The organism is Paucibacter sp. M5-1 (genome assembly GCF_027498415.2).
GTDB lineage: Bacteria > Pseudomonadota > Gammaproteobacteria > Burkholderiales > Burkholderiaceae_C > Roseateles_E.
The window spans coordinates 816723-839369 of record NZ_JAPZLM020000001.1 but is presented as its reverse complement, the minus strand read 5'-3'; the positions used below and the strand labels follow the sequence as shown (position 1 = coordinate 839369).

18 protein-coding genes are annotated in these 22647 nt (G+C 70.3%); 16 read left to right on the top strand and 2 right to left on the bottom strand.

Annotated features, from left to right (window positions below; translation table 11 throughout):
* Positions 1–6: 6 nt before the first annotated feature.
* Positions 7–2586, bottom strand: a complete 2580-nt coding sequence (gene mutS / locus O5M90_RS03865; protein ID WP_269841378.1) for a DNA mismatch repair protein MutS — start codon at positions 2584–2586, stop codon at positions 7–9.
* A 76-nt stretch (positions 2587–2662) separates the two neighbouring features.
* Entirely contained in the window at positions 2663–3556 is an 894-nt protein-coding gene (locus O5M90_RS03860) for a LysR substrate-binding domain-containing protein (protein WP_269841379.1), read from the bottom strand.
* A gap of 105 nt (positions 3557–3661) precedes the next feature.
* Here O5M90_RS03860 and gcvPA point away from each other — a divergent pair, with 105 nt between their 5' ends.
* The 16 genes from gcvPA (at position 3662) to glk (ending at position 22641) form a co-directional block, all read left to right on the top strand.
* Positions 3662–5062, top strand: coding sequence for an aminomethyl-transferring glycine dehydrogenase subunit GcvPA (gcvPA, locus tag O5M90_RS03855; protein ID WP_269841380.1), 1401 nt, complete (start codon positions 3662–3664; stop codon positions 5060–5062).
* Positions 5063–5082: 20 nt separating this feature from the next.
* Positions 5083–6675: an aminomethyl-transferring glycine dehydrogenase subunit GcvPB gene (gene gcvPB, locus O5M90_RS03850; protein WP_269841381.1), complete on the top strand. Its 1593-nt coding sequence runs from the start codon at positions 5083–5085 to the stop codon at positions 6673–6675.
* An 18-nt stretch (positions 6676–6693) separates the two neighbouring features.
* Positions 6694–7791: an ATP-NAD kinase family protein gene (locus O5M90_RS03845; protein ID WP_269841382.1), complete on the top strand. Its 1098-nt coding sequence runs from the start codon at positions 6694–6696 to the stop codon at positions 7789–7791.
* 24 nt (positions 7792–7815) lie between these two features.
* A complete protein-coding gene (locus O5M90_RS03840; RefSeq protein WP_269841383.1) occupies positions 7816–8607 on the top strand; it encodes an SDR family NAD(P)-dependent oxidoreductase in 792 nt (263 codons plus the stop codon).
* 100 nt (positions 8608–8707) lie between these two features.
* On the top strand, positions 8708–10744 hold the full coding sequence (locus O5M90_RS03835) for an aldo/keto reductase (protein WP_440401815.1): 2037 nt from the start codon (positions 8708–8710) through the stop codon (positions 10742–10744).
* A complete protein-coding gene (locus O5M90_RS03830; RefSeq protein ID WP_269841386.1) occupies positions 10741–11865 on the top strand; it encodes a Gfo/Idh/MocA family protein in 1125 nt (374 codons plus the stop codon). The genes O5M90_RS03835 and O5M90_RS03830 overlap by 4 nt, the downstream gene beginning before the upstream one ends.
* Positions 11862–12620 carry a sugar phosphate isomerase/epimerase family protein gene (locus O5M90_RS03825; protein WP_269841387.1) on the top strand — a complete coding sequence of 253 codons (759 nt, stop codon included), beginning with the start codon at positions 11862–11864 and terminating at the stop codon, positions 12618–12620. Before O5M90_RS03830 ends, O5M90_RS03825 begins: the two co-directional genes overlap by 4 nt.
* Before the next feature lie 6 nt (positions 12621–12626).
* Positions 12627–13688, top strand: coding sequence for an ABC transporter ATP-binding protein (locus O5M90_RS03820; RefSeq protein WP_269841388.1), 1062 nt, complete (start codon positions 12627–12629; stop codon positions 13686–13688).
* Positions 13685–14890, top strand: coding sequence for an ABC transporter substrate-binding protein (locus tag O5M90_RS03815; protein WP_269841389.1), 1206 nt, complete (start codon positions 13685–13687; stop codon positions 14888–14890). The genes O5M90_RS03820 and O5M90_RS03815 overlap by 4 nt, the downstream gene beginning before the upstream one ends.
* A complete protein-coding gene (locus O5M90_RS03810; protein WP_269841390.1) occupies positions 14887–15858 on the top strand; it encodes a carbohydrate ABC transporter permease in 972 nt (323 codons plus the stop codon). Before O5M90_RS03815 ends, O5M90_RS03810 begins: the two co-directional genes overlap by 4 nt.
* Positions 15855–16694: a carbohydrate ABC transporter permease gene (locus tag O5M90_RS03805; protein ID WP_269841391.1), complete on the top strand. Its 840-nt coding sequence runs from the start codon at positions 15855–15857 to the stop codon at positions 16692–16694. Before O5M90_RS03810 ends, O5M90_RS03805 begins: the two co-directional genes overlap by 4 nt.
* Positions 16691–18394, top strand: a complete 1704-nt coding sequence (locus tag O5M90_RS03800) for an amylo-alpha-1,6-glucosidase (protein WP_269841392.1) — start codon at positions 16691–16693, stop codon at positions 18392–18394. The genes O5M90_RS03805 and O5M90_RS03800 overlap by 4 nt, the downstream gene beginning before the upstream one ends.
* Positions 18391–19431: a LacI family transcriptional regulator gene (locus tag O5M90_RS03795; RefSeq protein ID WP_269841393.1), complete on the top strand. Its 1041-nt coding sequence runs from the start codon at positions 18391–18393 to the stop codon at positions 19429–19431. The genes O5M90_RS03800 and O5M90_RS03795 overlap by 4 nt, the downstream gene beginning before the upstream one ends.
* Positions 19428–20498, top strand: a complete 1071-nt coding sequence (locus O5M90_RS03790; protein ID WP_269841394.1) for a sugar phosphate isomerase/epimerase family protein — start codon at positions 19428–19430, stop codon at positions 20496–20498. Before O5M90_RS03795 ends, O5M90_RS03790 begins: the two co-directional genes overlap by 4 nt.
* Entirely contained in the window at positions 20495–21658 is a 1164-nt protein-coding gene (locus tag O5M90_RS03785) for a Gfo/Idh/MocA family protein (RefSeq protein ID WP_269841395.1), read from the top strand. Before O5M90_RS03790 ends, O5M90_RS03785 begins: the two co-directional genes overlap by 4 nt.
* Positions 21655–22641 (top strand): glucokinase, encoded by a 987-nt coding sequence (glk, locus tag O5M90_RS03780; RefSeq protein ID WP_269841396.1) that lies wholly within the window; start codon positions 21655–21657, stop codon positions 22639–22641. Before O5M90_RS03785 ends, glk begins: the two co-directional genes overlap by 4 nt.
* Positions 22642–22647 lie beyond the last annotated feature (6 nt).

The window sequence follows — 22647 nt, the reverse complement described above, 5'->3', positions numbered from 1 at the left end:
CGAGGGTCATGTCTTGCTGAGTTTCTTCAATCGGTACAGCGCGTCGAGCGCCTCGCGCGGGCTCAGCGCGTCGGGATCCAGATCTTGCAATGCCAGCAAGGCCGGGCTGGTCGCGTCGGCGACAGCGGCCACCGGCTCGGGCGGTGTGGCGAACAGATCGATCTGCGCCTTGTCCTCGCTGGCCTTGGCCTCCAGCGCCTCCAGCGTGGCGCGGGCCTGGCGCACCAGGCTGGCGGGCATGCCGGCCAGCCGCGCCACCTGCACGCCATAGCTGCGGCTGGCCGGGCCGGCTTGCAGTTCGTGCAGGAAGACGATGTCGTCGCCGCTCTCGACCGCGCCGACATGGCTGTTGAGCGCGCCGGCATGCTTGGCCGGGAACTCGGTCAGCTCGAAGTAGTGGGTCGCGAACAGCGTGAACGCGCGGCTCTTGTCATGCAGATGGCTGGCGATGGCACCGGCCAGCGCCAGACCGTCGAAGGTCGAGGTGCCGCGCCCGATCTCGTCCATCAGCACCAGCGACTGCTCGGTCGCGCTGTGCAGGATGGCGGCCGCCTCGGTCATTTCCAGCATGAAGGTCGATTGCGCATTGGCCAGGTCGTCGGCCGCGCCGATGCGGGTGTGAATCGCATCCATCGGTCCGAGCCGGCACGTGGTGGCCGGCACATAGGAGCCGATCGCGGCCAGCAGGCTGATCAGGGCCACCTGGCGCATGAAGGTGCTCTTGCCGCCCATATTCGGGCCGGTGATGATCAGCATGCGGGTGCGGGCGTCGAGCCGGCAGTCATTGGCCATGAACTCGCCGGCGCCGGTCTCGCGCAGCCGCATCTCGACCACCGGATGCCGGCCGGCGCCGATCTCGATGCAGGGCTGGCTGACGAACTCGGGCCGGCACCAGCGCAGGCTGGCGGCCCGCTCGGCCAGTGCCGCCAGCGCGTCCAGGCTGGCCAGCGCGCGGCCCAGCGCGGTCAGCGGCTGCAGCTCCTCGACCAGATGGTCTATCACAGCCTCATAGAGCAGCTTCTCGCGAGCCAGCGAGCGCTCCTGGGCCGACAGCGCCTTGTCCTCGAAGGCCTTCAGCTCGGGCGTGATGTAGCGCTCGGCATTCTTCAGGGTCTGGCGGCGCTGGTAGTCCATCGGCACCTTGTCGACCTGGCCCTGGGTGACCTCGATATAGAAGCCATGCACCTTGTTGAACTGCACGCGCAGATTGGCGATGCCGGTGCGGGCGCGCTCGCGCGCCTCCAGGTCCAGCAGGAAGGCATCGCAGTTCTGGCTGATGCCGCGCAGCTCGTCGAGTTCGGCGTCGAAGCCGACGGCGATCACGCCGCCGTCGCGCAGGAGCACGGCCGGCTCCTCGGCGATGGCGCGGCTCAGCAGCTCCTCGATATGCGGCGAGGCGGCCAGGCCCTCGGCCAGCTGGGCGATCAGCGGCGCGCCGCTGGGCAGGGTCTGGGCCAGCTCGGGCAGGATCTGCAGGGTCGCGCGCAGGCCGGTCAGCTCGCGCGGACGCACCTGGCGCAGCGCGACGCGGGCGGCGATGCGCTCGACATCGGAGACATGGCGCAGCGCTTCGCGCAGCGGTTCCGGGCTGGCCGCCAGCAGGCTGGCAATCGCCTGGTGCCGGGCCAGCGCCTCGCCGCGCTCGCGCCGCGGGTGCAAGAGCCAGTGGCGCAGCGCGCGGCTGCCCATGCCGGTGCGGCAGCTGTCGAGCACCGACAGCAGGGTCGGCGAACTCTCGCCGCGCAGGGTCTGGGTCAGTTCCAGATTGCGCTGGGTGGCCGGCGGCAGGTCCAGCAGATCGCTGCTGCGCTGCACCTGCAGGCTTTTGACATGGGCCAGTGCCCGGCCCTGCGTGTGTTCGGCATAGCTCAGCAGCGCGGCGGCGGCGGCCTGGGCCGTGCTCAGCGCCTGGGCATTGAAGCCTGCCAAGCTGGCCACACCCAGCTGCTCGCAGAGCTTGCGCGCGCCCAGCGTGGTGTCGAACTGCCAGCTGGGCCGGTTGGTGATCGGCAGCCGCGCGGCCAGCACGCCGGCGGGCTGGCGCTCGCGGTCCACCAGCACCTCGGCCGGGCTCATGCGGGCCAGCCAGGACGGCAGCTCGCGCTCGCTGCACTCGGCCAGGCCCAGCTCTCCCTTGGTCAGCGACAGCCAGGCCAGGCCCAAGGTCTTGCCCTGGGCGGCAACGGCCAGCAGGACCGAGTCCTGCTTGTCGGCCAGCAGCTCGGTGTCGGTGACCGTGCCGGGCGTGACAACGCGCACCACCTTGCGCTCGACCGGCCCCTTGGACGTCGCGACATCGCCGACCTGCTCGGCGATCGCGACCGCCTCGCCCAGCTTGATCAGCTTGGCCAGATAGCTCTCCAGCGCGTTCACCGGCACCCCGGCCATCACGACCGGCTGGCCGGCGCTCTGGCCGCGCGTGGTCAACGTGATGTCCAGCAGCGCATTGGCCTTGCGGGCATCGTCGAAAAAGACCTCGTAGAAGTCGCCCATGCGAAAGAACACCAGCACATCGGGGTGCTCGGCCTTGATGCGCAGGTATTGCGCCATCACGGGGGTGTGGGCGCTGAAGTCTTGGGTGGTCATTGCGGCAAGGGGAAAGGCAAAGCCCTCGGTCGAGGGCTTGGGGCCAGAGTGTAGGACAAGGCTTGCGGCGCGCCGCTCAGCCGGCCGGGCACTCGCCCAGCATGAAATCGGCCAGCGCGCGAAAGCGCGGCTGCTCGGCCAGGGCCGGTGCGGCCAGCAGCCAGTAGGCGCCGTCGGCCTCGATGCTGAGCGCAAAAGGCCGCAGCAGCCGGCCCGCGCGCAGCTCGTCCTCGATCAGGGCCAGCCGGCCCAGCGCCAGGCCGCGGCCGGCCATCGCGGCCAGCAGCAGGGCATTGCTGTCGTCGATCAACTGGCCCTGGCGTTGCTGCCCGCCCTCGGCCACGCCAGCGGCGCGCAGCCAGCGCGCCCAGTCCTCGAAGCTGTCCTCGTGCAGCAGCGGGTAGTCGCGCAGCGCCTCGGGGCTCTCCAGCGGCTGCTCGGGCCGGGGCAGGCTGGGCGCGCAGACCGGGCTCAGCGCGGTGCCGAACAGGCGCTGGGCCCACAGGCGCGGCGGCGGCTCGCGCAGCCAGGCCACCGCCGCCTCGGCCGTGCCGCGGGCGAGCGCATCGGGTTGGGTGCTGTGGTGCAGATGCAGCTCGATCTCGGGGTGGGCATCCCAGAAGCGCGGCAGCCGCGGCATCAGCCAGCGGCCGGAAAAGCTGGGCGTGACGGCCAGCTGCAGGCTTTGGGTCTGCCGGCTGCCCTGCTTGAGCTGGCCCAGCAGCTCGTCGATGCGGTCAAAGCTGCTCGACAGCACGCCCACCAGGCGCTCGCCGGCGGCGGTCAGCCGCACCTGGCGCGGCCGGCGCTCGAACAGCGGCTGGCCCAGCGCCTGCTCCAGCGCCCGCACCTGGTGGCTGACCGCCGCCTGGGTCACATGCAGCTCGGCCGCGGCCTGGGTGAAGGACAGCTGGCGCGCCGCCGCTTCGAAGCAGCGCAGCGCGTTCAGATGGTGCAGATGGCGTCGCATGGATTAGCTGTGTTTATGTATGGCGCAAATATATGTCGTTTGTACGATTCCTCTTCTGCCTGTGCAATAGCGTCTATCGAAACGTTTCAAGCCACGCACAGGGTCATGAACAAATCTCAGGTTTACCCCTATATCCCGAACTCGGTGCCCGAGGTCAAGGCGGCGATGCTGGCGGCCACCGGCGCGAGCTCGGTCGAGGATTTCTATGCCGACATCCCGCCCGCGCTGCGCCTGGCGCGGCCGCTGAACCTGCCGGCGCCGCTGCTGTCGGAGGCGCGGCTCAAGCGTCATATTCAGGGCTTGCTGGCCCAGAACAGGCATTGCGGCGAGGTGCTGAGCTTTCTGGGCGGCGGCTGCTACCAGCACCATGTGCCGGCGATCTGCGACGAGATCAATGGCCGCAGCGAGTTCCTGACCGCCTATGCCGGCGAGCCCTATGACGACCATGGCCGCTTCCAGGCGCTGTGGGAGTACGTCTCGATGATGGGCGAGCTGCTGAATATGGATGTGGTCAGCGTGCCCACCTATGACGGGCTGCAGGCGGCCGCCACCGCCTGCTGCATGGCCGTGCGCTACCAGGGGGGCGGCCGCCGTCAGGTGCTGGTGGCCGCCAATGTGAACCCCGACAAGCGCTCGCATATGCAGACCTACGGGCGCAGCGAGATCGAGTTCATCGAGGTGGCCTTCGACACTGCCACCGGCCTGGTGGACCGCGCCGATCTGCAGGCCAAGCTGGGCCCGCAGGTGGCGGCCTTCTATGTGGACGTGCCGAACTACTTCGGCGGCATCGACGAGGGCGCGGCGCTGGCCGCTCTGGTGACAGCGGCCGGCGCGCTGCTGATCGTCGGCGTGGACCCCGGCTCGCTGGGCCTGCTGACCCCGCCGGGCGACTATGGCGCGGCCATTGTCTGCGGTGATATCCAGCCCCTGGGCATGCATATGAGCTATGGCGGCGGCCATGGCGGCTTCATCGCCAGCCGCGATGACGAGGCCCTGGTGCTGCAATACCCCTCGCGCCTGTTCGGCATCGCGCCGACCTCGGTGCCGGGCCAGTATGGCTTCGGCGATGTGGCCTACCACCGCACCTCCTTCGACAAACGCGAGCAGGGCAATGAGTTCGTCGGCACCGCCGCCGCGCTGTGGGGCATCACGGCCGGCGTCTACCTGGCCAGCCTGGGCCCGCAAGGCATGGTGGAGCTGGGCGAGGGCATTGCGCGCCGCGTTGCCTATGCTCGCCAGCGCCTGGCCGAGCTGCCGGGTCTGCGTCTGGCTCATGCCGACACGGCCCATTTCAAGGAGTTTGTGCTGGACTTCGGCGCCAGCGGCTTCACGGTGGCCCAGATCAACACGGCGCTGCGCGAGCGGCACGGCATCTTCGGCGGCCATGATTTGTCGGCCGCCTTCCCCGCCCTGGGCCAGAGTGCCCTCTATGCCTTCACCGAGCTGCACAGCCAGGCCGATATCGACCGCCTGGTGGCGGCCCTGCGCGAGCTGCTGAGCCAATGACTGCGACAAACCCCAGCACCATGGAAAACATCTCCGCCCATCGCTTTTGCGACGGCAAGCCCAATCTGCGCCGCTACCAGCAGGCGCGCTGGGACGAGCCGCTGATCTTCGAACTCAGCCAGGCCGGTGAGCGCGCCATCCTGGTGCCCGAGCTGGAGCCCGGCATCGCTACGGCCACCGCGCAGGTGCTGGACCGGCTGCCCAGCGGCATGCGCCGCGCCAAGGCCCCGGCCCTGCCGGAGCTGAGCCAGAACCGGGTGCTGCGCCACTATCTGCGCCTGTCGCAGGAGAACCTGGGCGCGGATCTGAATGTCGACGTCGGGCAGGGCACCTGCACGATGAAATACAACCCCAAGATCAACGAGCAGCTGGCCCGCGATGCCCGGATGAGCGAGCTGCATCCCTTGCAGCACGAGTCCACCGTGCAGGGCATTCTGCAGGTGATGCACCAGATGGAGCAGGTGATCTGCGAGGTCTCGGGCATGGACGCGGTGAGCCTGCAGCCGCGCTCGGGCTCGCAGGCCATCTACGCCAATATCGCGATGATCCGCGCCTGGTTCGAGTCGCGCGGCGAGGCCGGGGAGCGCGACGAGATCATCACGACGATCTTCTCCCACCCCTCGGACGCCGCCTGCGCCAAGGTGCTGGGCTACAAGGTCATCACGCTATACCCCGATGCCGATGGCTACCCGGACCTGGCCGCGATGCAGGCGGCGGTCGGCCCGCGCACCGCGGCCCTGATCATCACCAACCCCGAGGACACCGGCATCTTCAACCCCCGGATCGCCGAGTTCGTCGCCGCCGCCCATGCGGTAGGCGCGCTGGCCTGCTATGACCAGGCCAATGCCAACGGCCTGCTGGGCATCACCCGGGCGCGCGAGGCCGGTTTCGATCTGTGCCATTTCAATCTGCACAAGACCTTCGCGACGCCCCATGCCTGCGGCGGCCCCGCCGTCGGCGCCTGCGCGGTGACGGCAGCGCTGGCGCCCTTTCTGCCGCGACCGCGCATCGTCAAGGACGGCGCGCAGTACCGCATCGATCAGGGCGAGGCGCAATCGATCGGCAAGGTGGCGGCCTTCATGGGCACGGCCAGTGTGGTGCTGCGGGCCTATGCCTGGGTGATGAATCTGGGCGCCGAAGGGCTGCGCGAGGTGGCCGAGGTCGCGGTGCTGAACAACAACTACATGATGAGTCAGCTGCTGCAGATCCCCGGCCTGAGCGCGCCTTATGCAGCCGGCAAACGCCGTATCGAGCAGGTGCGCTACAGCTGGGCGCAGCTCAGCGAAGAAACCGGCGTCGGCTCGGGCGATATCGGCCTGCGCGCCGCCGACTACGGCACCCATTACTGGACCAGCCACCATCCCTATGTGGTGCCCGAGCCCGCGACGATAGAACCCACCGAGGCCTACTCGCGCGCCGACCTGGACGAGTTCGTGCAGATCATGGCCCAGGTCGCGGACGAGGCGCGCACGGACCCCGCGCTGGTCCTGGGTGCGCCGCACAACTGCCCCACCCGGCGGGTCAAGGACGCTTATCTGGAAGACCCGCAGCGCTGGGCCATCACCTGGCGGGCCTGGCAGCGCAAGCTGGCCGAACATGGCGCCAAGGCCTGAAGCGAGCGAGAAGAGAGCATGCGCGTCGGCCTCCTGATCAACCCCATCGCCGGTGCCGGCGGGCCGCTGGCCCTGCATGGCAGCGATGCCTTCTGTCCGGGCGCTGCGCCACCGGCCTGGGCCGCGGGCCGCGCCGAAGAAGCCTTGCGCGTGCTGCTGGCCGGCTGCGCGCCGCTGTGGGTCTGCGGGGCCGGGGCCATGGGGGAGGACCTGCTGAGGGCGCTGGGCCAGGTGCCCGAGGTGCTGGGCGAGCGGCGCTGGCCCAGCACGGCGCAGGACACGCGCCGGCTGGTGGCGCAGATGCGGGCGCAAGATCTGGCCCTGCTGCTTTTCGTCGGCGGCGATGGCACGGCTCGCGATATGCTGGATGCGGTGGGCGAGGCGCTGCCGGTGCTGGGCATCCCGGCCGGTGTCAAGCTGCAGTCGGCCTGCTTCGGCGTCAGCCCGCGCGCCGCCGGGCGGCTGGCGGCGGCCTTCCTGTCCGGCCAGCGCCGTCTGAGCGAGGCCCGCGAGGTGCTGGACCTGGACGAGGCCGCGCTGGGCCAGGGCCGGGTGCAGGCCCGGCTCTATGGCCAGCTGCGCACGCCGGTCGATGCGCGCTGGCTGCAGGGCCGCAAGTCGCGCAGCGAGGCCGGCGATGCGGTGGATGCCGAGCGACTGGCCCACAGCCTGGCGCCGCAGCTGCGCCAGGGCCTGCACCTGATCGGCCCCGGCTCCACCACCTGGGCGCTGAAACAGGCCCTGGGTCTGGACGGCAGCCTGATCGGTGTGGACGTGGTGGTGGACGGGCGGCTGGAGCTGCGCGACGCCGACGAGGCCCGGCTGTGGGAACTATTGCAAGGACGACAGGCGCCGGCGCGGCTGTGGCTGACCGCGATCGGCGGCCAGGGTCATGTGCTGGGCCGCGGCAATGCGCCGCTGAGCCCGCGTGTGCTGCGGGCCCTGGGCCCGCAGGCGCTGACGCTGCTGATCACGCCGCGCAAGCTGCAGGCCCTGGGCGGCGCACAGCTGCGGGTGGACAGCGGCTCGGCCGCCGTCGATGCGCTGTATGCCGGCCCGGTGCGTGCGCTGACCGGCCCGCGCGAGCAGGCCATGCTGCGCCTGGTGGCCGACTGAAACAACATAGAGGAGACCGACAAGATGAGCGACACGACAAGAAGCGGCGGCGAACTCGCCGGCAAGGTGGCCCTGATCACCGGTGCCGGCTCGGGCATCGGGCGGGCCACGGCCCTGCTGTTCGCCCGCGAAGGCGCCCGGGTGGCCGTCTGTGATCGGGACCCTGCCGGCGGCGAAGCCACGGTGGCGGCGGTCCGCGGAGCCGGCGGCGAAGCCGTGTTTGTGGAGGCCGATGTGGCCCGCGCCGCCGACTGCGAGCGCGCCGTGCGCCAGACCCTGGCCGCTTTCGGCCGGCTCGATGTGCTGTTCAACAACGCCGGCATCACACGGCGCGCCAATGTGGTGGACACCAGCGAGGCCGACTGGGACGCGGTGATGGCGGTCAACGTCAAATCGATCTTTCTGATGAGCAAGTACGCGGTGCCGGTGATGGCCGAGCAGGGGGGCGGCAGCATCATCAACGCCGGCTCCGGCTGGGGCCTGGTCGGCGGCAAGGATGCGGTGTCCTACTGCGCGGCCAAGGGCGCGGTGGTCAATATGACGCGGGCGATGGCGGTGGACCACGGGCCGCAGCAGATCCGGGTCAACAGCGTCTGCCCCGGCGACACCGACACGGCCATGCTGCGCGATGAAGCGGCCCAGCTGGGCCTGGCCGAGACGGCCCTGGTCGAGGCCGGTAATGCCCGGCCGCTGATGCGGGTGGGCCAGGCCGAGGAGATCGCCCAGGTCGTGCTCTTCCTGGCCAGCGACCGCGCGTCCTTTGTCACCGGTTCGGCCTATGTCGTCGACGGCGGCGGCCTGGCCGGCTCGGCCTAGGGTCTGCAGCCGGCCGCTCCTAGGGTAAGCCTCGATTCAAGCCCGAAATGCAGTAAATATATTTCTGGCATTCGCAATTTAAAACGTTTCAAAACCAACCATGCTGAACTGGGGAATCATCGGCGCCGGGAACATCTCGGGCGCTTTTGCCAAGGGCCTGCAACAGACCGACAGCGGCGGCCTGGTGGCGGTGGCCAGCCGCGACGAGGCCAGGGCCCGCGCCTTTGCCGATGTCCATGCGGCGCCGGGCACGGCGGTCATCGCCCATGCGAGCTATGAGTCCTTGCTGGCCAACCCGACCGTGGACGCCGTCTATATCGGCCTGCCGCACACCGAGCATCTGCACTGGACGGTGCGGGCGCTGCGCGCCGGCAAGCATGTGCTGTGCGAGAAGCCGCTGGGGCTGAACCAGGCCGAGGCCATGATCGCGTTCGAGGCGGCCGAGCGCGCGGGCCGCGTGCTGATGGAAGCCTTCATGTACCGCTGCCTGCCGCAGACCGCCCAGCTGCTGGACTTGCTGAAGCGCGGCGTGATCGGCGAGCTGCGCCATATCCAGGCCTCCTTCTGCTACGCCTCGACGCCGCGTGCCGGCTCGCGCAGCTGGGAGCCGGGCCTGGCCGGCGGCGGCATCCTCGATGTGGGCTGCTATCCGATGTCGATGGCGCGCTTGCTGGCCGGTGTGGCCCGGGGCCAGGACTTTGCCGAGCCGCTGGAGCTGCAGGCCATGGGGCGGCTGCACGAGACGATGGGCGTCGATGCCTGGGCCCTGGCCACGCTGCGTTTTCCCGGCGACATCACGGCGCAGATCGCCACGGCGATCAGCCTGGAACAGGAGGAATCGCTGCGCCTGGGTGGAGCTAAGGGCGCCCTGGTCGTGGCCAATCCCTGGTACGGCGCCGGTGCGCAGGCCGGAGAGAGCCGCATCGAGCTGTGGGTGGACGAGGCCCTGGCCCAGAGCTGGACCGTCGCCACCGACCGCGGCCTCTATGCCCACGAGGCCGATGTCTTCGCCCGGGCGGTCCGCACCGGCGCCGTGCCGCATCCGGCCATGAGCCCGGCCGACTCGATCGCCAACCTGGCCGCGCTGGACCGCTGGCGCCGCGCCATCGGCCTGAGCTACCCGAAGGAGCAGGCCGCCGCGCTGGTCGGCCGCAAGACCCTGGCCGGCCTGCCGATCACGCGCCGCCCCGATGCGAACATGCGCTATGGCCAGGTGCCGGGTCTTGCCAAGCCGGTGTCACGCCTGGTCATGGGGGTGGACCACCAGGAGACCCTGCCTTATGCGGCCGCGTTGTTCGACGACTATCTGGAGCGCGGCGGCAATGCCTTCGACACCGCCTGGGTCTATGACTTCGAGGGCGGGCACTGCGAGTCCATCTTCGGCGACTGGCTGAGCGCGCGCGGCATCCGCGACGAGATCGTGCTGATCGCCAAGGGCGCCCACACGCCGCACTGCACGCCCGAGGGCATGGCGCGCGAGCTGGCCGAAAGCCTGGAGCGCCTGCGCACCGAGTCGGCCGACCTCTACATCCTGCACCGCGACAACCCCGAGGTGCCGGTCGGCGAGTTCATCGACGCGCTCAACGAGCAGCGCAACCAGGGCCGCTTCCAGGCCTTTGGCGGCAGCAACTGGTCGCTGACGCGGGTGGCCGAGGCGAATGCCTATGCGGCGCGTACCGGCCAGCAGGGCTTCTCGCTGGTCAACAACCAGCTGAGCCTGGCGCGTATGCAGTCGCCGATCTGGCGCGGCTGTGTCTCGGCCGGCACGCCGGACTCGCGGCGCTGGCTGGCCGAGCAGGGCCTGGCGCTGTTCGCCTGGTCCTCGCAGGCGCGCGGCTTCTTCGTCGACGGCCGCGCCGCGCCGGGCCAGCAGGACGACGAGGAGCTGGTGCGCTGCTGGTATAGCGAGGCCAATTTCCTGCGCCTGGCGCGGGCCCGCGAGCTGGCCGCCAAGAAGGGCTGTGCTGCGATCAATATCGCGCTGGCCTGGGTGCTGGCCCTGGGCTTCCCCGCCTTCAGCCTGATCGGCCCGCGCAGCATCGCCGAGACCGCCAGCTCGATGCGCGGCCTCGATGTCAATCTCAGCGCCGAGGAACTGGCCTGGCTGGATCTGGCCGATCTGGGGAGCCCGGCATGAGCGGCATGAGCGGCATGAGCGGCACCGTGACCCGGGTCGCCATCATCGGCGCCGGCGACATCTTCCCGACCTATGCCAAAGGCCTGCGGGCCTTCGGCCATCTCGAGCTGATTGCGGTGGCCGATGCGCGCGCCGACGCGGCCCGCGCGCGTGCCGAGGCCTTCGGCATCCGGGCGCTGACGCCTGCCGAGCTGCTGGCCGGCGAGGCGGACATTGTCATCAACCTGACCCCGCCGGCCGTCCATCTGGCGGTGGGCCGCCAGGTGCTGGAGGCCGGCAAGCATCTCTACACCGAGAAACCGCTGGCCGCCAGCTTCGCCGAGGGCCAGGTCTTGATGGAGACGGCCGCCCGCGCCGGCCGCCGCATCGGCTGCGCGCCCGACACCTTTCTGGGCGGCGCCGGCCAGGCCGCGCGCGCGCTGCTGGACAGCGGCCGGCTGGGCCGCATCGTCGCCGGCCAGGCCTGCATGATGGAGCGCGGCCCGGACGACTGGCACCCCAACCCCGAGTTCTTCTACCGCCCCGGTGCCGGCCCGCTGATGGACATGGGCGTCTACTACCTGACCCAGCTGGTGCAGCTGCTGGGCCCGGTGCGCCGGGTCAGCGGCATGGCCCATACCAGCTGGTCGCCGCGCCAGGTGCCGCGCGGCCCGCGCCAGGGCCAGCGCATCGCCGTCGAGACGCCCAGCCATGTGGTCGCCGGCCTGGAGTTCGTGGGCGGTGCCTTCGTCACGCTGAGCACCAGCTTCGATGTCTGGAAGCACAAGTCCAGCCCCATCGAGCTCTACGGCGAGCAGGGCTCGCTGCTGCTGCCCGATCCGAACGAGTTCGGCGGCGGCCTGCAGTTCTGCGAGCAGGACGGCGACTGGCAAGACCTGGCCCCCCGTGCCTTCACCGGCCGGCTGCGCGGCCTGGGCGTGGCCGAGATGGCCTGGGCCATTACCGCCGGCCAGCCGCACCGCGCCAGCGGCGAGCTGGCCCTGCATGTGCTGGAGGTGATGGACGCGACCCTGCGCGCCGCCGCCCAGGGCGGCCCGGTGGCGTTGAGCACGCGCTGCGAGCGGCCCGCGCCGCTGCCGCCGGCCTTTGCCCGGCAGATCGCCTGTGAGGTGGGCGCATGACGAAACATCACAAGATCGCCCTGCAGCTCTACACGGTGCGCAGCGCCGGGGCGCTGGCGGCGCGGCTGGCGCTGGCCCGCGAGGCCGGCTATGCCTGGGTTGAGACCGAGGGCCTGCACGGCCTGGCGCCGGCCGACTTCATCGCCACGCTGCGGGCCTCGGGCCTGGGTCTGGCCTCGATGCATGTGGAGATGAGCGAGCTGGACGCTGGCCGGGCCGAGATCCTGCTGGCCCTCGCCGCGCTGGACTGCTGCCAGCTCGTGATGCCCTGGTTGGACGAGGCCGAGCGCCCCGCCGACCAGGCCGGATGGCTGGCGCTGGCCGGCCGGCTGCAGGCCCACGCGCAAGACCTGGCCCTGCTGGGCGTCGGCCTGGCTTATCACAACCATGCCTTCGAGTTCGAGCGTTTGACCGATGGCCGGACCGTGCTGGAGACGCTGTTCGAGGCCGCGTCGAGTCTGCGTTGGCAGCCCGATGTGGCCTGGGTGGCGCGCGCTGGCGAGGACCCGGCCGTCTGGCTGGCGCGCTATGCGGCGCGCCTGCAGTCGGTGCATGTGAAGGACCTGGCCGGTGAGGGCGCCGACGCGGCCGAGCAGGGCTGGGCCACGCTGGGCGAGGGGCGGCTGCCCTGGGCCCAGTGGCTGCCGGGCCTGGCGGGCCGGCTGCAGACCTTCATCGTCGAGCACGACCATCCCAGCCAGCCGGCGCGCAGCGCGCGGCTCGGTCATCAATATCTTTCCCAACGCCTGGGCTGACGACATATGGCCGACCTCAGCATCCAGCAGCTGCGCAAGACCTTCGGGCCTGTCGAGGTGCTGAAGGACATCAATCTCGAGATCGCCGATCGCGAGTTCGTCTGTTTCCTGGGCCCCTCGGGCTGCGGCAAGTCCACGCTCTTGCGCTGCATCGCCGGGCTGGAGGAGGTGCAGGGCGGCGAGCTGCGCATCGCCGGCCGGCGCATCAACGAGCTGCCGCCGGCCGAGCGCGATCTGGCCATGGTGTTCCAGAGCTATGCGCTCTATCCCCATATGTCGGTGCGCAAGAACCTGGCCTTCGGCCTGAGCCTGCGGGGCCGGCCCAAGGGCGAGATCGAGGCCCGCATCCAGGAAGCGGCGCGCATGCTGCAACTGGAGGATCTGCTGGAGCGCAAGCCGCGCCAGCTCAGCGGCGGCCAGCGCCAGCGTGTGGCCATCGGCCGGGCCATCGTGCGCCAGCCGCGCATCTTTCTGTTCGATGAGCCGCTGTCCAATCTGGACGCGGCGCTGCGCGAGAACACCCGCATGGAGCTGGCCCGGCTGCACCAGAGCCTGCAGGCGACGATGATCTATGTGACCCACGACCAGATCGAGGCCATGACCCTGGCCAGCAAGGTCGTGGTGCTGAACCAGGGCCGCATCGCCCAGGTCGGCAAGCCGCTGGAGCTGTATCACGCGCCGGCCGACCTGTTTGTGGCCGGCTTCATCGGTTCGCCACGGATGAATCTGCTGCCGGCCGAGGTGCTGGGGGCGATTGCCGCCAGGCCCGGGGCCAAGATTCTGGGCATACGGCCCGAGCATCTGCGTCTGGGCGATGCCGGGAGCGGGGGCGGCCTGCGCGCCCAGGTGCAGATGGTCGAGCGCCTGGGCGCGCAAAGCCTGGTCCATCTGCGCCTGGCTGACGGCCATGCCTTGACCGCCAGCGTGGACGGTGCGCGCGCAGTGCAGATCGGCGATCAGCTGGGGCTGACAGTGGCGGCCGAGCATGTCCATGCCTTCGGTACCGATGGCCGCGCGCTGCCGCGAGTCCTGAGCGAGGCGGTGCAAGACGCACTGGCGCTGGCATGAACAAGCGCCTGATCCTCCTTGTGCTCGCGCTGCTTCCGCTGTCGGCCGCCGCGCAGGTGTTGCGCTTCGCGACCTGGGACGGTAGCGAGAACCTGGGCATCCAGCGCCGCATCGCCGCCGCCTTCGAGCAGCGCCATCCCGGCGTGCGGGTGCAGCTGGAGGCCTATGGCGGGGGCTTCAACCAGAAGCTGTCGGCCGCCTTCGGTGCGCGCAACCCGCCCGATGTGATGATGATGTGGAACTTCCCGCTCTATCACCGCGTGCTGGAGCCGCTGGACGCCTGGCAGGCCCGCGAGCCGGCCTTCGCCAGCGCCGATCTGGTGCCGGGCCTCTTGCGCTTTGCCAGCGCCGAGGGCCGGCTCTACGGTGTGCCGGCCGGCTTCACCAGCCAGGTCATCTACTACAACAAGGACATGTTCGACCGCGCCGGCCTGGCCTATCCGCAGCCGGGCTGGAGCTGGGACGACCTGGCCGCGCTGTCGCGCAAGCTCAGCCGCCCGGCCGCCAAGGTCTATGGCTATGGCCTGGATGTGGCTCCCGATCCCTATGACTTCCAGGGCTATCTGTGGAGCGCCGGCGCCCGCATGCTGGGCGCCGATGGGCGGCGGGTGCAGGGCGAGTTCGACAGCGCCGGCTCGCAGGCGATGTTCACGATGCTGCTGGGTCTGCTGGACCAGGGGCTGGCGGCGACCCTGGGCGTGGGCGACGGCAAGAACCAGCGCCAGCTCTTCGTTGCCGACCGTGTCGCGATGCTGATGGACGGCGCGGCCTTCCGGCTCGAACTGGCCCAGGACGGCAAGCGCTACGGCGTGGCGCCGCTGCCCAGCTTCCAGGGCCGGCCGGCGCAAAGCGTCGTCAGCGTCTCCTCGCTGGCCATCGCCCGCGACTCGACACAGAAGGCCCTGGCCTGGCAGTTCATCAGGTTCTACAGCAGCGCCGAGGCGGTGCGCCTGCGCCAGGGCGATCTGCCGGTGCTGATGAGCGTGGCACGCGAGCTGCGGCTGCAGGAGGATCCGCTGGTCCAGCCCTTCTACGCGATGGCGTTGAGCATGCAGGAGGTGCCGGCCTTTCTGCTGAACCCGCGCTGGACCCGGGCCTCGGCCGTGGTGCGCGATGCGATCCAGGCGGTGTTCCTGAAGCAGGGCGAGATCAGGCCCATCCTCAGCAAGGCCGCACTGAAAGCCGAGAGGAAACTGCAATGAGCGCCCGCGTGATGCTGTCCGGCGCCGCGGCCCCCGCGCAAGACCTGGCCCCGCCGAGCCGCCGGCGCTGGCCGCGCGGCCTGACGCCCTGGCTTTTCGTCGCCCCCTGGCTGCTGGGCTTTGTGGCCTTCACGCTGGGCCCCTTGCTGTACTCGCTCTACACCAGCCTGTTCGACTGGCCGCTGATGGGCGGCGAGCGCTTCGTCGGGCTGGAGAACTACCGCCGCATTCTGACGGTGGACGATGACTTCCGCGATGCGCTCTGGGTCACCTGCCGCTTTGCCGGCCTCTATGTGCCCATCCATCTGGTCGCCGCGCTGGGCCTGGCCCTGCTGCTGAACCGGCGCGGCTGGGGCCAGGGCCTGTTCCGCACGCTGTTCTATCTGCCCAGCATGCTGTCGGGCGTGGCCCTGGTGACGATCTGGACCTGGATCTACAGCCAGGAGTACGGGCTCTTGAACTATCTGCTGGGCCTGATCGGCATCGCGCCGCTGAACTGGCTGGGCAGCCCGCGCTGGGCCATCTGGTCGGTGGTGATCGCCAGCCTGTGGAGCCTGGGCGGCACGATGCTGGTGTTCCTGGCCGGGCTGAAGGCGATACCGGTCGATCTGTATGAAGCGGCCGCGCTGTCGGGTGTGTCGCGGCTCAAGCAGTTCACGCACATCACCTTGCCGCTGCTGTCGCCGGTGCTGCTGTTCAACCTGGTCACGACCCTGATCGCCGCCTTCCAGCAGCTGACCCTGGCCCTGTTGCTGACCGAGGGCGGGCCGCTGAAGTCCACCTATATGCTGGCCATGTACATCTACGACACCGCCTTCAAGTACTTCGACATGGGCTATGCCGCGGCGCTGTCCTGGCTGCTGTTCCTGATCATCCTGCTGCTGGCCCTGAGCGTGATGCGCTTCTCCAGCCTGTGGGTGTTCTACGAAAACGAGGTCAAGCGCGAGTCGGGGGAGGGCAAGCCATGACCCCGTTCAACTCTGCCCGCCATGCCCGCCGCCTGGCCTACTACACGCTGATGCTGGGCCTGGCCCTGCTGTTCGTGCTGCCGCTGTACTGGACCCTGGTGACCGCGCTGAAGGCCAGGAGCGAGCTCTACACCTGGCCGCCGGTGTGTTGGCCGGCGCTGCCGCGCTGGCAGAACTTCGCCGAGGCCTGGGCGGCCCAGCCCTTTGGCCTGTTCCTGTGGAATTCGCTGCTGGTGGGCGCACTGTCGACGCTGGGCCAGCTGTTCTCGTCCAGCCTGGTGGCCTATGGTTTTGCGCGCTTCGAGTTCCGTGGCCGCGACACGCTGTTCATGGTGGTGCTGGGCTCGATGATGATTCCCTGGGACGTCACGATGATCCCGCTCTATATGCAGTTCAACTGGCTGGGCTGGATCAACACGCTCAAGCCCTTGATCGTGCCCAATTTCTTCGGCGCGGCCTTCTACATCTTCCTCTTGCGCCAGTTCATCATGAGCATCCCGCGCGAGCTCGACGAGGCCGCGCGCATGGACGGGGCCAACGCCTGGCAGATCTACTGGCGCATCCACTTGCCGCTGATGGCGCCGGCCCTGGTGCTGGTCGGGACTTTCCAGTTCCTCGGCAGCTGGAACGACTATCTGGGCCCGCTGATCTTCCTGAACGACCAGAGCCTCTACACCCTGCCGCTGGGCCTGGCCCAGTTCCGTGGCCTGCATGCCAACAACCTGACCGCGATCGCCGCGATGACCGTGCTGCTATGCCTGCCGCCGCTGCTGCTGTTCTTCCTGGCCCAGCGCCACATCATGGAGGGCGCCAGCGCCGGCGCCGTGAAGGGATGATGCTCTCGACCCTGTTCAATCCACGCGCCGTGCCGCTGTCGCGGCGCGGCAGCTGGTATTGCGTCTCCTGGATCGCGGAGGACTCGGCCTTCTGGCTGCGCCAGCTGCGCGGTGGCGACGAGCACACAGATCTGGGCCGGCTGTTCCAGCTGCTGCCGGTGGACGCCGAGGGCAGGGTGGTCCAGGGGGAGTGGCGCCTGCAAGCCGATTCGCTGAGCTTCCAGGCCGAGGCCGGCGCGCTGCATCTGGCCCTTGCCGATGCCGACACGCTGGCGCTGCAAGGCCGTGGCCTGGGCCTGCATCTGAGCCTGCAGAGCAAGCGCTACGACTATGCCCAGCGCCTGGATGAACAGGCCGTGCATATTAGCTGCGCCGGCCAGGACCTGTCGGCCCGGGTCGCGCTGGCCGAAGGGCGGTTGCGGCTGGACGCGCCCTGGCAGGGCCAGCGCGCCGAACACATCGCGCTGGACCTGCTGCCGGACGAGGCCGGCGCGCTGGCGGCCGCCGTCCATCTCTACCGCGTTGTGCCGGCGCGCATCGATGTCGCGGACTTCGCCGCCGCGCGCGCCGATGCCGCCGCCGATTTCGAAGCCTGGCTGGCCCTGACCCCGGTCCTGCCGCAAGATCTGGCCCCGCTGCGCCGGCTGGCTGCCTACATCACCTGGTCCTGCATCGTGCCCGCCGAAGGCCGGCTGCATTACCCGGCCATGTATATGTCCAAGAACTGGATGACCAATATCTGGAGCTGGGATCATTGCTTCAACGCGCTGGCGTTGGGTGCGGGTCAGCCCGAGCTGGCCTGGCAGCAGCTGGCGCTGATGTTCGAGCTGCAGCACCCGAGCGGCCGCCTGCCGGACTTCGCCAACGATCTGCAGGCCTACTGGCGCTTCACCAAGCCGCCGGTCCATGGCTGGACCGTGGCCCGGCTGCGTCGCCTCGCTCCCTGGTCGCCACAGCGCTGCGCACAGATGCACGACTGGCTGGCGGCGCAGGTGCGCAGCTGGCTGGACACCGCAGCGGAGGATGGTTTGCCCGCCTACGACCATGGCAACGACGCCGGCTGGGACAACGCGACGGTGTTTCTTGCCGGCACGCCGCTGCAAAGCCCCGATCTGGCGAGCTTTCTGGTGCTGCAGCTGGAGGAGCTGGCCGCGCTGGCCGAGCTGCTGGGCCGGCCGGCCCAGGCGCAGGACTGGCGCGCCCGGGCCGATGCCTTGTTCGAGCGCCTGATGGCCCGGCTCTGGACCGGTGAGCGCTTCGTCGCCCGGCTGGCCGATGGCCGCGTGGTCGATGAAGGCGACAGCCTGATCGCCTACATGCCACTGCTGCTGGGCCTGCGCCTGCCGCCGGCCGTGCGCGAGCGTCTGCTGGCCGAGCTCTTCGAGCCCGGCCGCTTCCTGAGCCCGCACGGCCTGGCCACCGAATCGCAGCGCAGCCCGCATTACCGCGCCGATGGTTACTGGCGCGGCCCGATCTGGGCGCCGACGACGCTGCTCTTCGTCGATGCGATGGACCGCTGCGGCCGGCCCGACCTGGGCGACGAGCTGGCGCGGCGCTTCACCGCGCTGTGCGCGAGCAAGGGCCTGGCCGAGAACTTCGATGCGCAAAGCGGCGCGCCGCTGCGCGACCCCGCGTTCACCTGGACCTCCAGCGTGGCCCTGCTGCTGGGCCAGCGCTTGCTGAATGGCGAATCCTCATGAGCGATAGCAAAGTCACATTGAAAACCCTGATGCGCCACACCGGCCTGTCGCTGGGCACGGTCTCGCGGGCGCTGCAGGACGGTCCCGAGGTCCGGCGCGAGACCCGCGAGCTGGTCAAGGCCGCTGCGCGCGAGCTGGGCTACACGCCCAATCTTGCCGGCGTCAAGCTGCGCACCGGCAAGACCTACACGCTGTCCATCGTGCTGCCGGTCGAGAACGCCGAACAGGACTTCAGCGACAGCGGTTTCATGGCCCTGGTCTCGGGTCTGCATGCCGCGCTGGCCGGCACTTTCTACAGCCTGGTGGTGCAGCCCGAGCTGCCCGACGAGGACCCGGTGGCCGGTCTGCGCAAGCTGGTGGAGGCGCGCCGGGTCGACGGCCTGGTGCTGACCCAGACCCGGCCGCAGGACGAGCGCATCCGCTATCTGCTGGCGCAGGACTTTCCCTTTGTCAGCTATGGCCGCAGCGAGCTGGCGCAGGCCCATCCCTGGTACGACACCGACCACGAGGACATGGCCTACCGCGCGACCCAGCGCCTGATCGCGCGCGGCCATCGCCGCATCGCGATGCTGAACCCGCCGGCCGAGCTGATGTACAGCCAGCACCGCGACCGCGGCCACCGCCGCGCCTTGCAGGAGGCCGGGCTGGCGCAAGACCCGGCGCTGACCCGGCACTCGGGCCTGTCGGCCAGCGACGGCCGCCGCCTGGTGCTGGAGCTGGCCCGGCTCGAGCCCCGGCCGACCGCCTTTGTCTGCGCCAATGAATACGGCGCGCTGGGCGCCCTGTCGGCCTTTGCCGAGCTGGGCTGGCAGGCCGGCCGCGAGGCCGTGGTCCTGGCCACCGACGACAGCAATGTCAGCGCCTTCTTCGTGCCGCCGCTGTCGACCTATTACGCCTCGCTGCATGGCGCCGGCCGCCAGCTGGGCCAGCTGCTGCTGCGCCGCCTGGACGGCGAGCCGCTGGAGCAGCTGCGGCTGCTGGAACAGGCCGAGCTGATCGAGCGCCAGAGCGACGCCCTGCAGGAGGGCCAGGCATGAAAACGCTGCAAGGCCCGGGCCTGTTCCTGGCCCAGTTCGCCGGCGATGCGCCGCCGTTTGACAGCCTGGACCATCTGGCCCGCTGGGCGGCCGGCCTCGGTTTCGCGGCGCTGCAGATCCCCAGCTGGGACGCGCGCCTCTTCGACCTGGCGCTGGCGGCCGAGAGTCAGACCTATTGCGACGAGCTGCGCGGCCGGGTGGCCGAGCAGGGCTTGCAGATCAGCGAGCTGTCCACCCATTTGCAGGGCCAGCTGATCGCCGTGCATCCGGCCTATGAGCGCCAGTTCGACGGCTTTGCCGCGCCGGCGGTGCGCGGCGATGCGGCCCAGCGCAGCGCCTGGGCGCAGCAGCAGCTCAGGCTCGCGGCGCGCGCCTCGGCGCGGCTGGGCCTGCAAGCCCATGCCACCTTCTCCGGTGCGCTGGCCTGGCCCTATCTCTATCCCTGGCCACAGCGGCCGGCCGGCCTGATCGAGGAGGCGTTTGCCGAGCTGGCGCGGCGCTGGCGGCCGGTGCTCGATGCCTTTGACGAGGCCGGCGTCGATGTCTGCTACGAGCTGCATCCCGGCGAAGACCTGTTCGACGGTCTGACGTTCGAGCGCTTTCTCGATGCCGTCGGCCAGCACCCGCGCGCCCACATCCTCTACGACCCCAGCCATCTGCTGCTGCAGCAGCTCGACTACCTGGCTTTCATCGACATCTACCACGCCCGCATCCGCGCCTTCCATGTCAAGGATGCCGAGTTCCGTCCGAACGGTCGGCAAGGCGTCTACGGCGGCTATGCGCCCTGGCTGGAACGGGCCGGGCGCTTCCGCTCGCTGGGCGACGGCCAGATCGATTTCGGCGCGATCTTCTCCAAGCTGGCCCGGCACGACTATCCGGGCTGGGCGGTGCTGGAGTGGGAGTGCTGCCTGAAACACCCGGAAGACGGTGCACGCGAGGGGGCCGACTTCATCCGCCGCCACCTCATCCGCGTGGCCGACCGGGCCTTCGACGATTTCGCCGATGCGCAGACGCCGCGTGCCGAGCTGCGCCGAATGTTAGGCCTAAGCCTGGGGAACGAGGCATGAACAAGCCATTAAAGCTGGGCATGGTCGGCGGCGGCCAGGGCGCTTTCATCGGCGGCGTGCACCGCATTGCGGCGCGCCTCGATGGGCAGTGGCAGCTGGTGGCCGGCGCCCTGTCCAGTCAGCCCGAGCGCGCCGCCGCCAGCGCCCGCGAGATCGGCCTCGATCCGGCGCGCAGCTATGCCAGCTGGCAGCAGATGGCTGCGGCCGAGGCCGAGCGGCCCGACGGCATCGACGCGGTGGCCATCGTCACGCCGAATCATCTGCATGCGCCGGTGGCCACGGCTTTCCTGGAGGCGGGCATCGATGTGATCTGCGACAAGCCGCTGGCCATCTCGCTGGCCGAAGCCCGCGCGCTGGCCGCGCTGGCGCGGCGGCGCGAGCGCCTGCTGTGCCTGACCCAGACCTATAGCGGGTATGCGATGGTGCGCGAGGCCCGGGCCCTGGTGGCGGCCGGTGAGCTCGGCACACTGCGCCTGATCCAGGTCGAGTATGCGCAGGACTGGCTGACCGAAGCGATCGAACAGCAGGGCCACAAGCAGGCCGCCTGGCGCTGCGACCCGGCGCTGGCCGGGCCGGCCGGCGCGCTGGCCGATATCGGCAGCCATGCCTACCACCTGGCCTGCTTCGTCAGCGGCCTGCGCGCCGAGGCGGTCTGTGCCGAGCTGAGCCGCCTGGTGCCGGGCCGACCGCTGGACGACCATGCCCAGGCCATGCTGCGCTTTCCCGGCGGTGTGCGCGGGATGCTCTGGGCCAGCCAGGTGGCGGCCGGCTGCGAGAACGCGCTGCGCCTGCGCATCTGGGGCAGCCGCGCCGGCCTGGAGTTCGCGCAGGAGCGGCCCGACGAGCTGCTGCTCACCCCACTGGGCGACGCGAGCCAGCGCCTGAGCCGTGGGCGCGCGAGCAGCGCCGAGGCTCGGGCCGCCACCCGGCTGCCGGCCGGCCATCCCGAGGGCTATCTGGAGGCTTTTGCCCAGCTCTACCGCGATGCGGCCGAACAGATACGCGCGCGCCGCGAAGGCCGGGCACCGGACATCGGCAGCCGCTGGCTGACGACGGCCGAGGACGGCGTCGCCGGCCTGGCTTTCATCGAGGCCATGCTGGCCAGCGATCGCGCCGGCAGCGCCTGGACCGCACTGGACACCGAAGGAGCGTTCCAATGATAGAGATCGGCATCCGCAACCCCCGCGCGGTTCGGCTGCTGGCCGATGTGGGCGGCACCCATGTGCGCCTGGGCTGGCAGGACGGCGCCGGCGCGGCCATCGAGCATGTGCAGACCCTGGCCTGCGATGCGCACCGCGATCTGGGCGACTGCCTGGGTCGCTATCTGCAAGGCCTGGCCGCGGCCGGCGCGGCGCGGCCGACCCAGGCGGCGCTGGGCGTGGCCAGCGCGGTGCTGGACGACCGGGTGCGCCTGACCAACCGCGACTGGGCCTTCTCGGCCCAGGCTCTGGCCCGGCAGCTGGACTTGCAGCGCCTGGTGGTGCTGAACGACTTCACCGCGCTGGCGCTGGCGATCCCGGCGCTGCCCGAGCCGGACTTCTGGCATGTGGGCGGGCCGAGCCGCGGCGCGCCGGGGCCGCTGGCGGTGATAGGGCCGGGCACCGGCCTGGGCGTCTCGGGCCTGATCCCCCAAGGCGACGGGCAGTGGACGGCCTTGCAGACCGAGGGGGGCCATGTCGGCCTGGCGCCGCAGAACGAGCGCGAGGCGGCGCTGCTGGAGCGGCTGCGCCGGCGCTTCGGGCGCGTCTCGGCCGAGCGGGTGCTGTCGGGGCCAGGTCTTGCCAATCTGCGCCGGGCCATCGCCGAGCTCGATGGCCAGCCCTTGCCGGCCGAGCCCAGCCCGGCCGAGGTCGTGCAGCAGGCCCTGGCCGGCGAGCCGCCAAGCGCCGAGGCGCTGGCCCTGTTCTGCGCCTTTCTGGGCGATGTGGCCGGCGATCTGGTGCTGTCGCTGGGGGCCCGTGGCGGCCTCTACATCGGCGGCGGCATCGTGCCGCGCCTGGGGGCCGAGCGCTTCATCGGCTCGGACTTCCGCCAGCGTTTCGAGGCCAAGGGGCGCCTGGCCGGCTATATGCACGAGGTGCCCTCCTATGTGATCGCGAGCCAGGAGCCGCCGGCCCTGCTCGGAGCGAGTCGAGCGCTATGAGCCCGC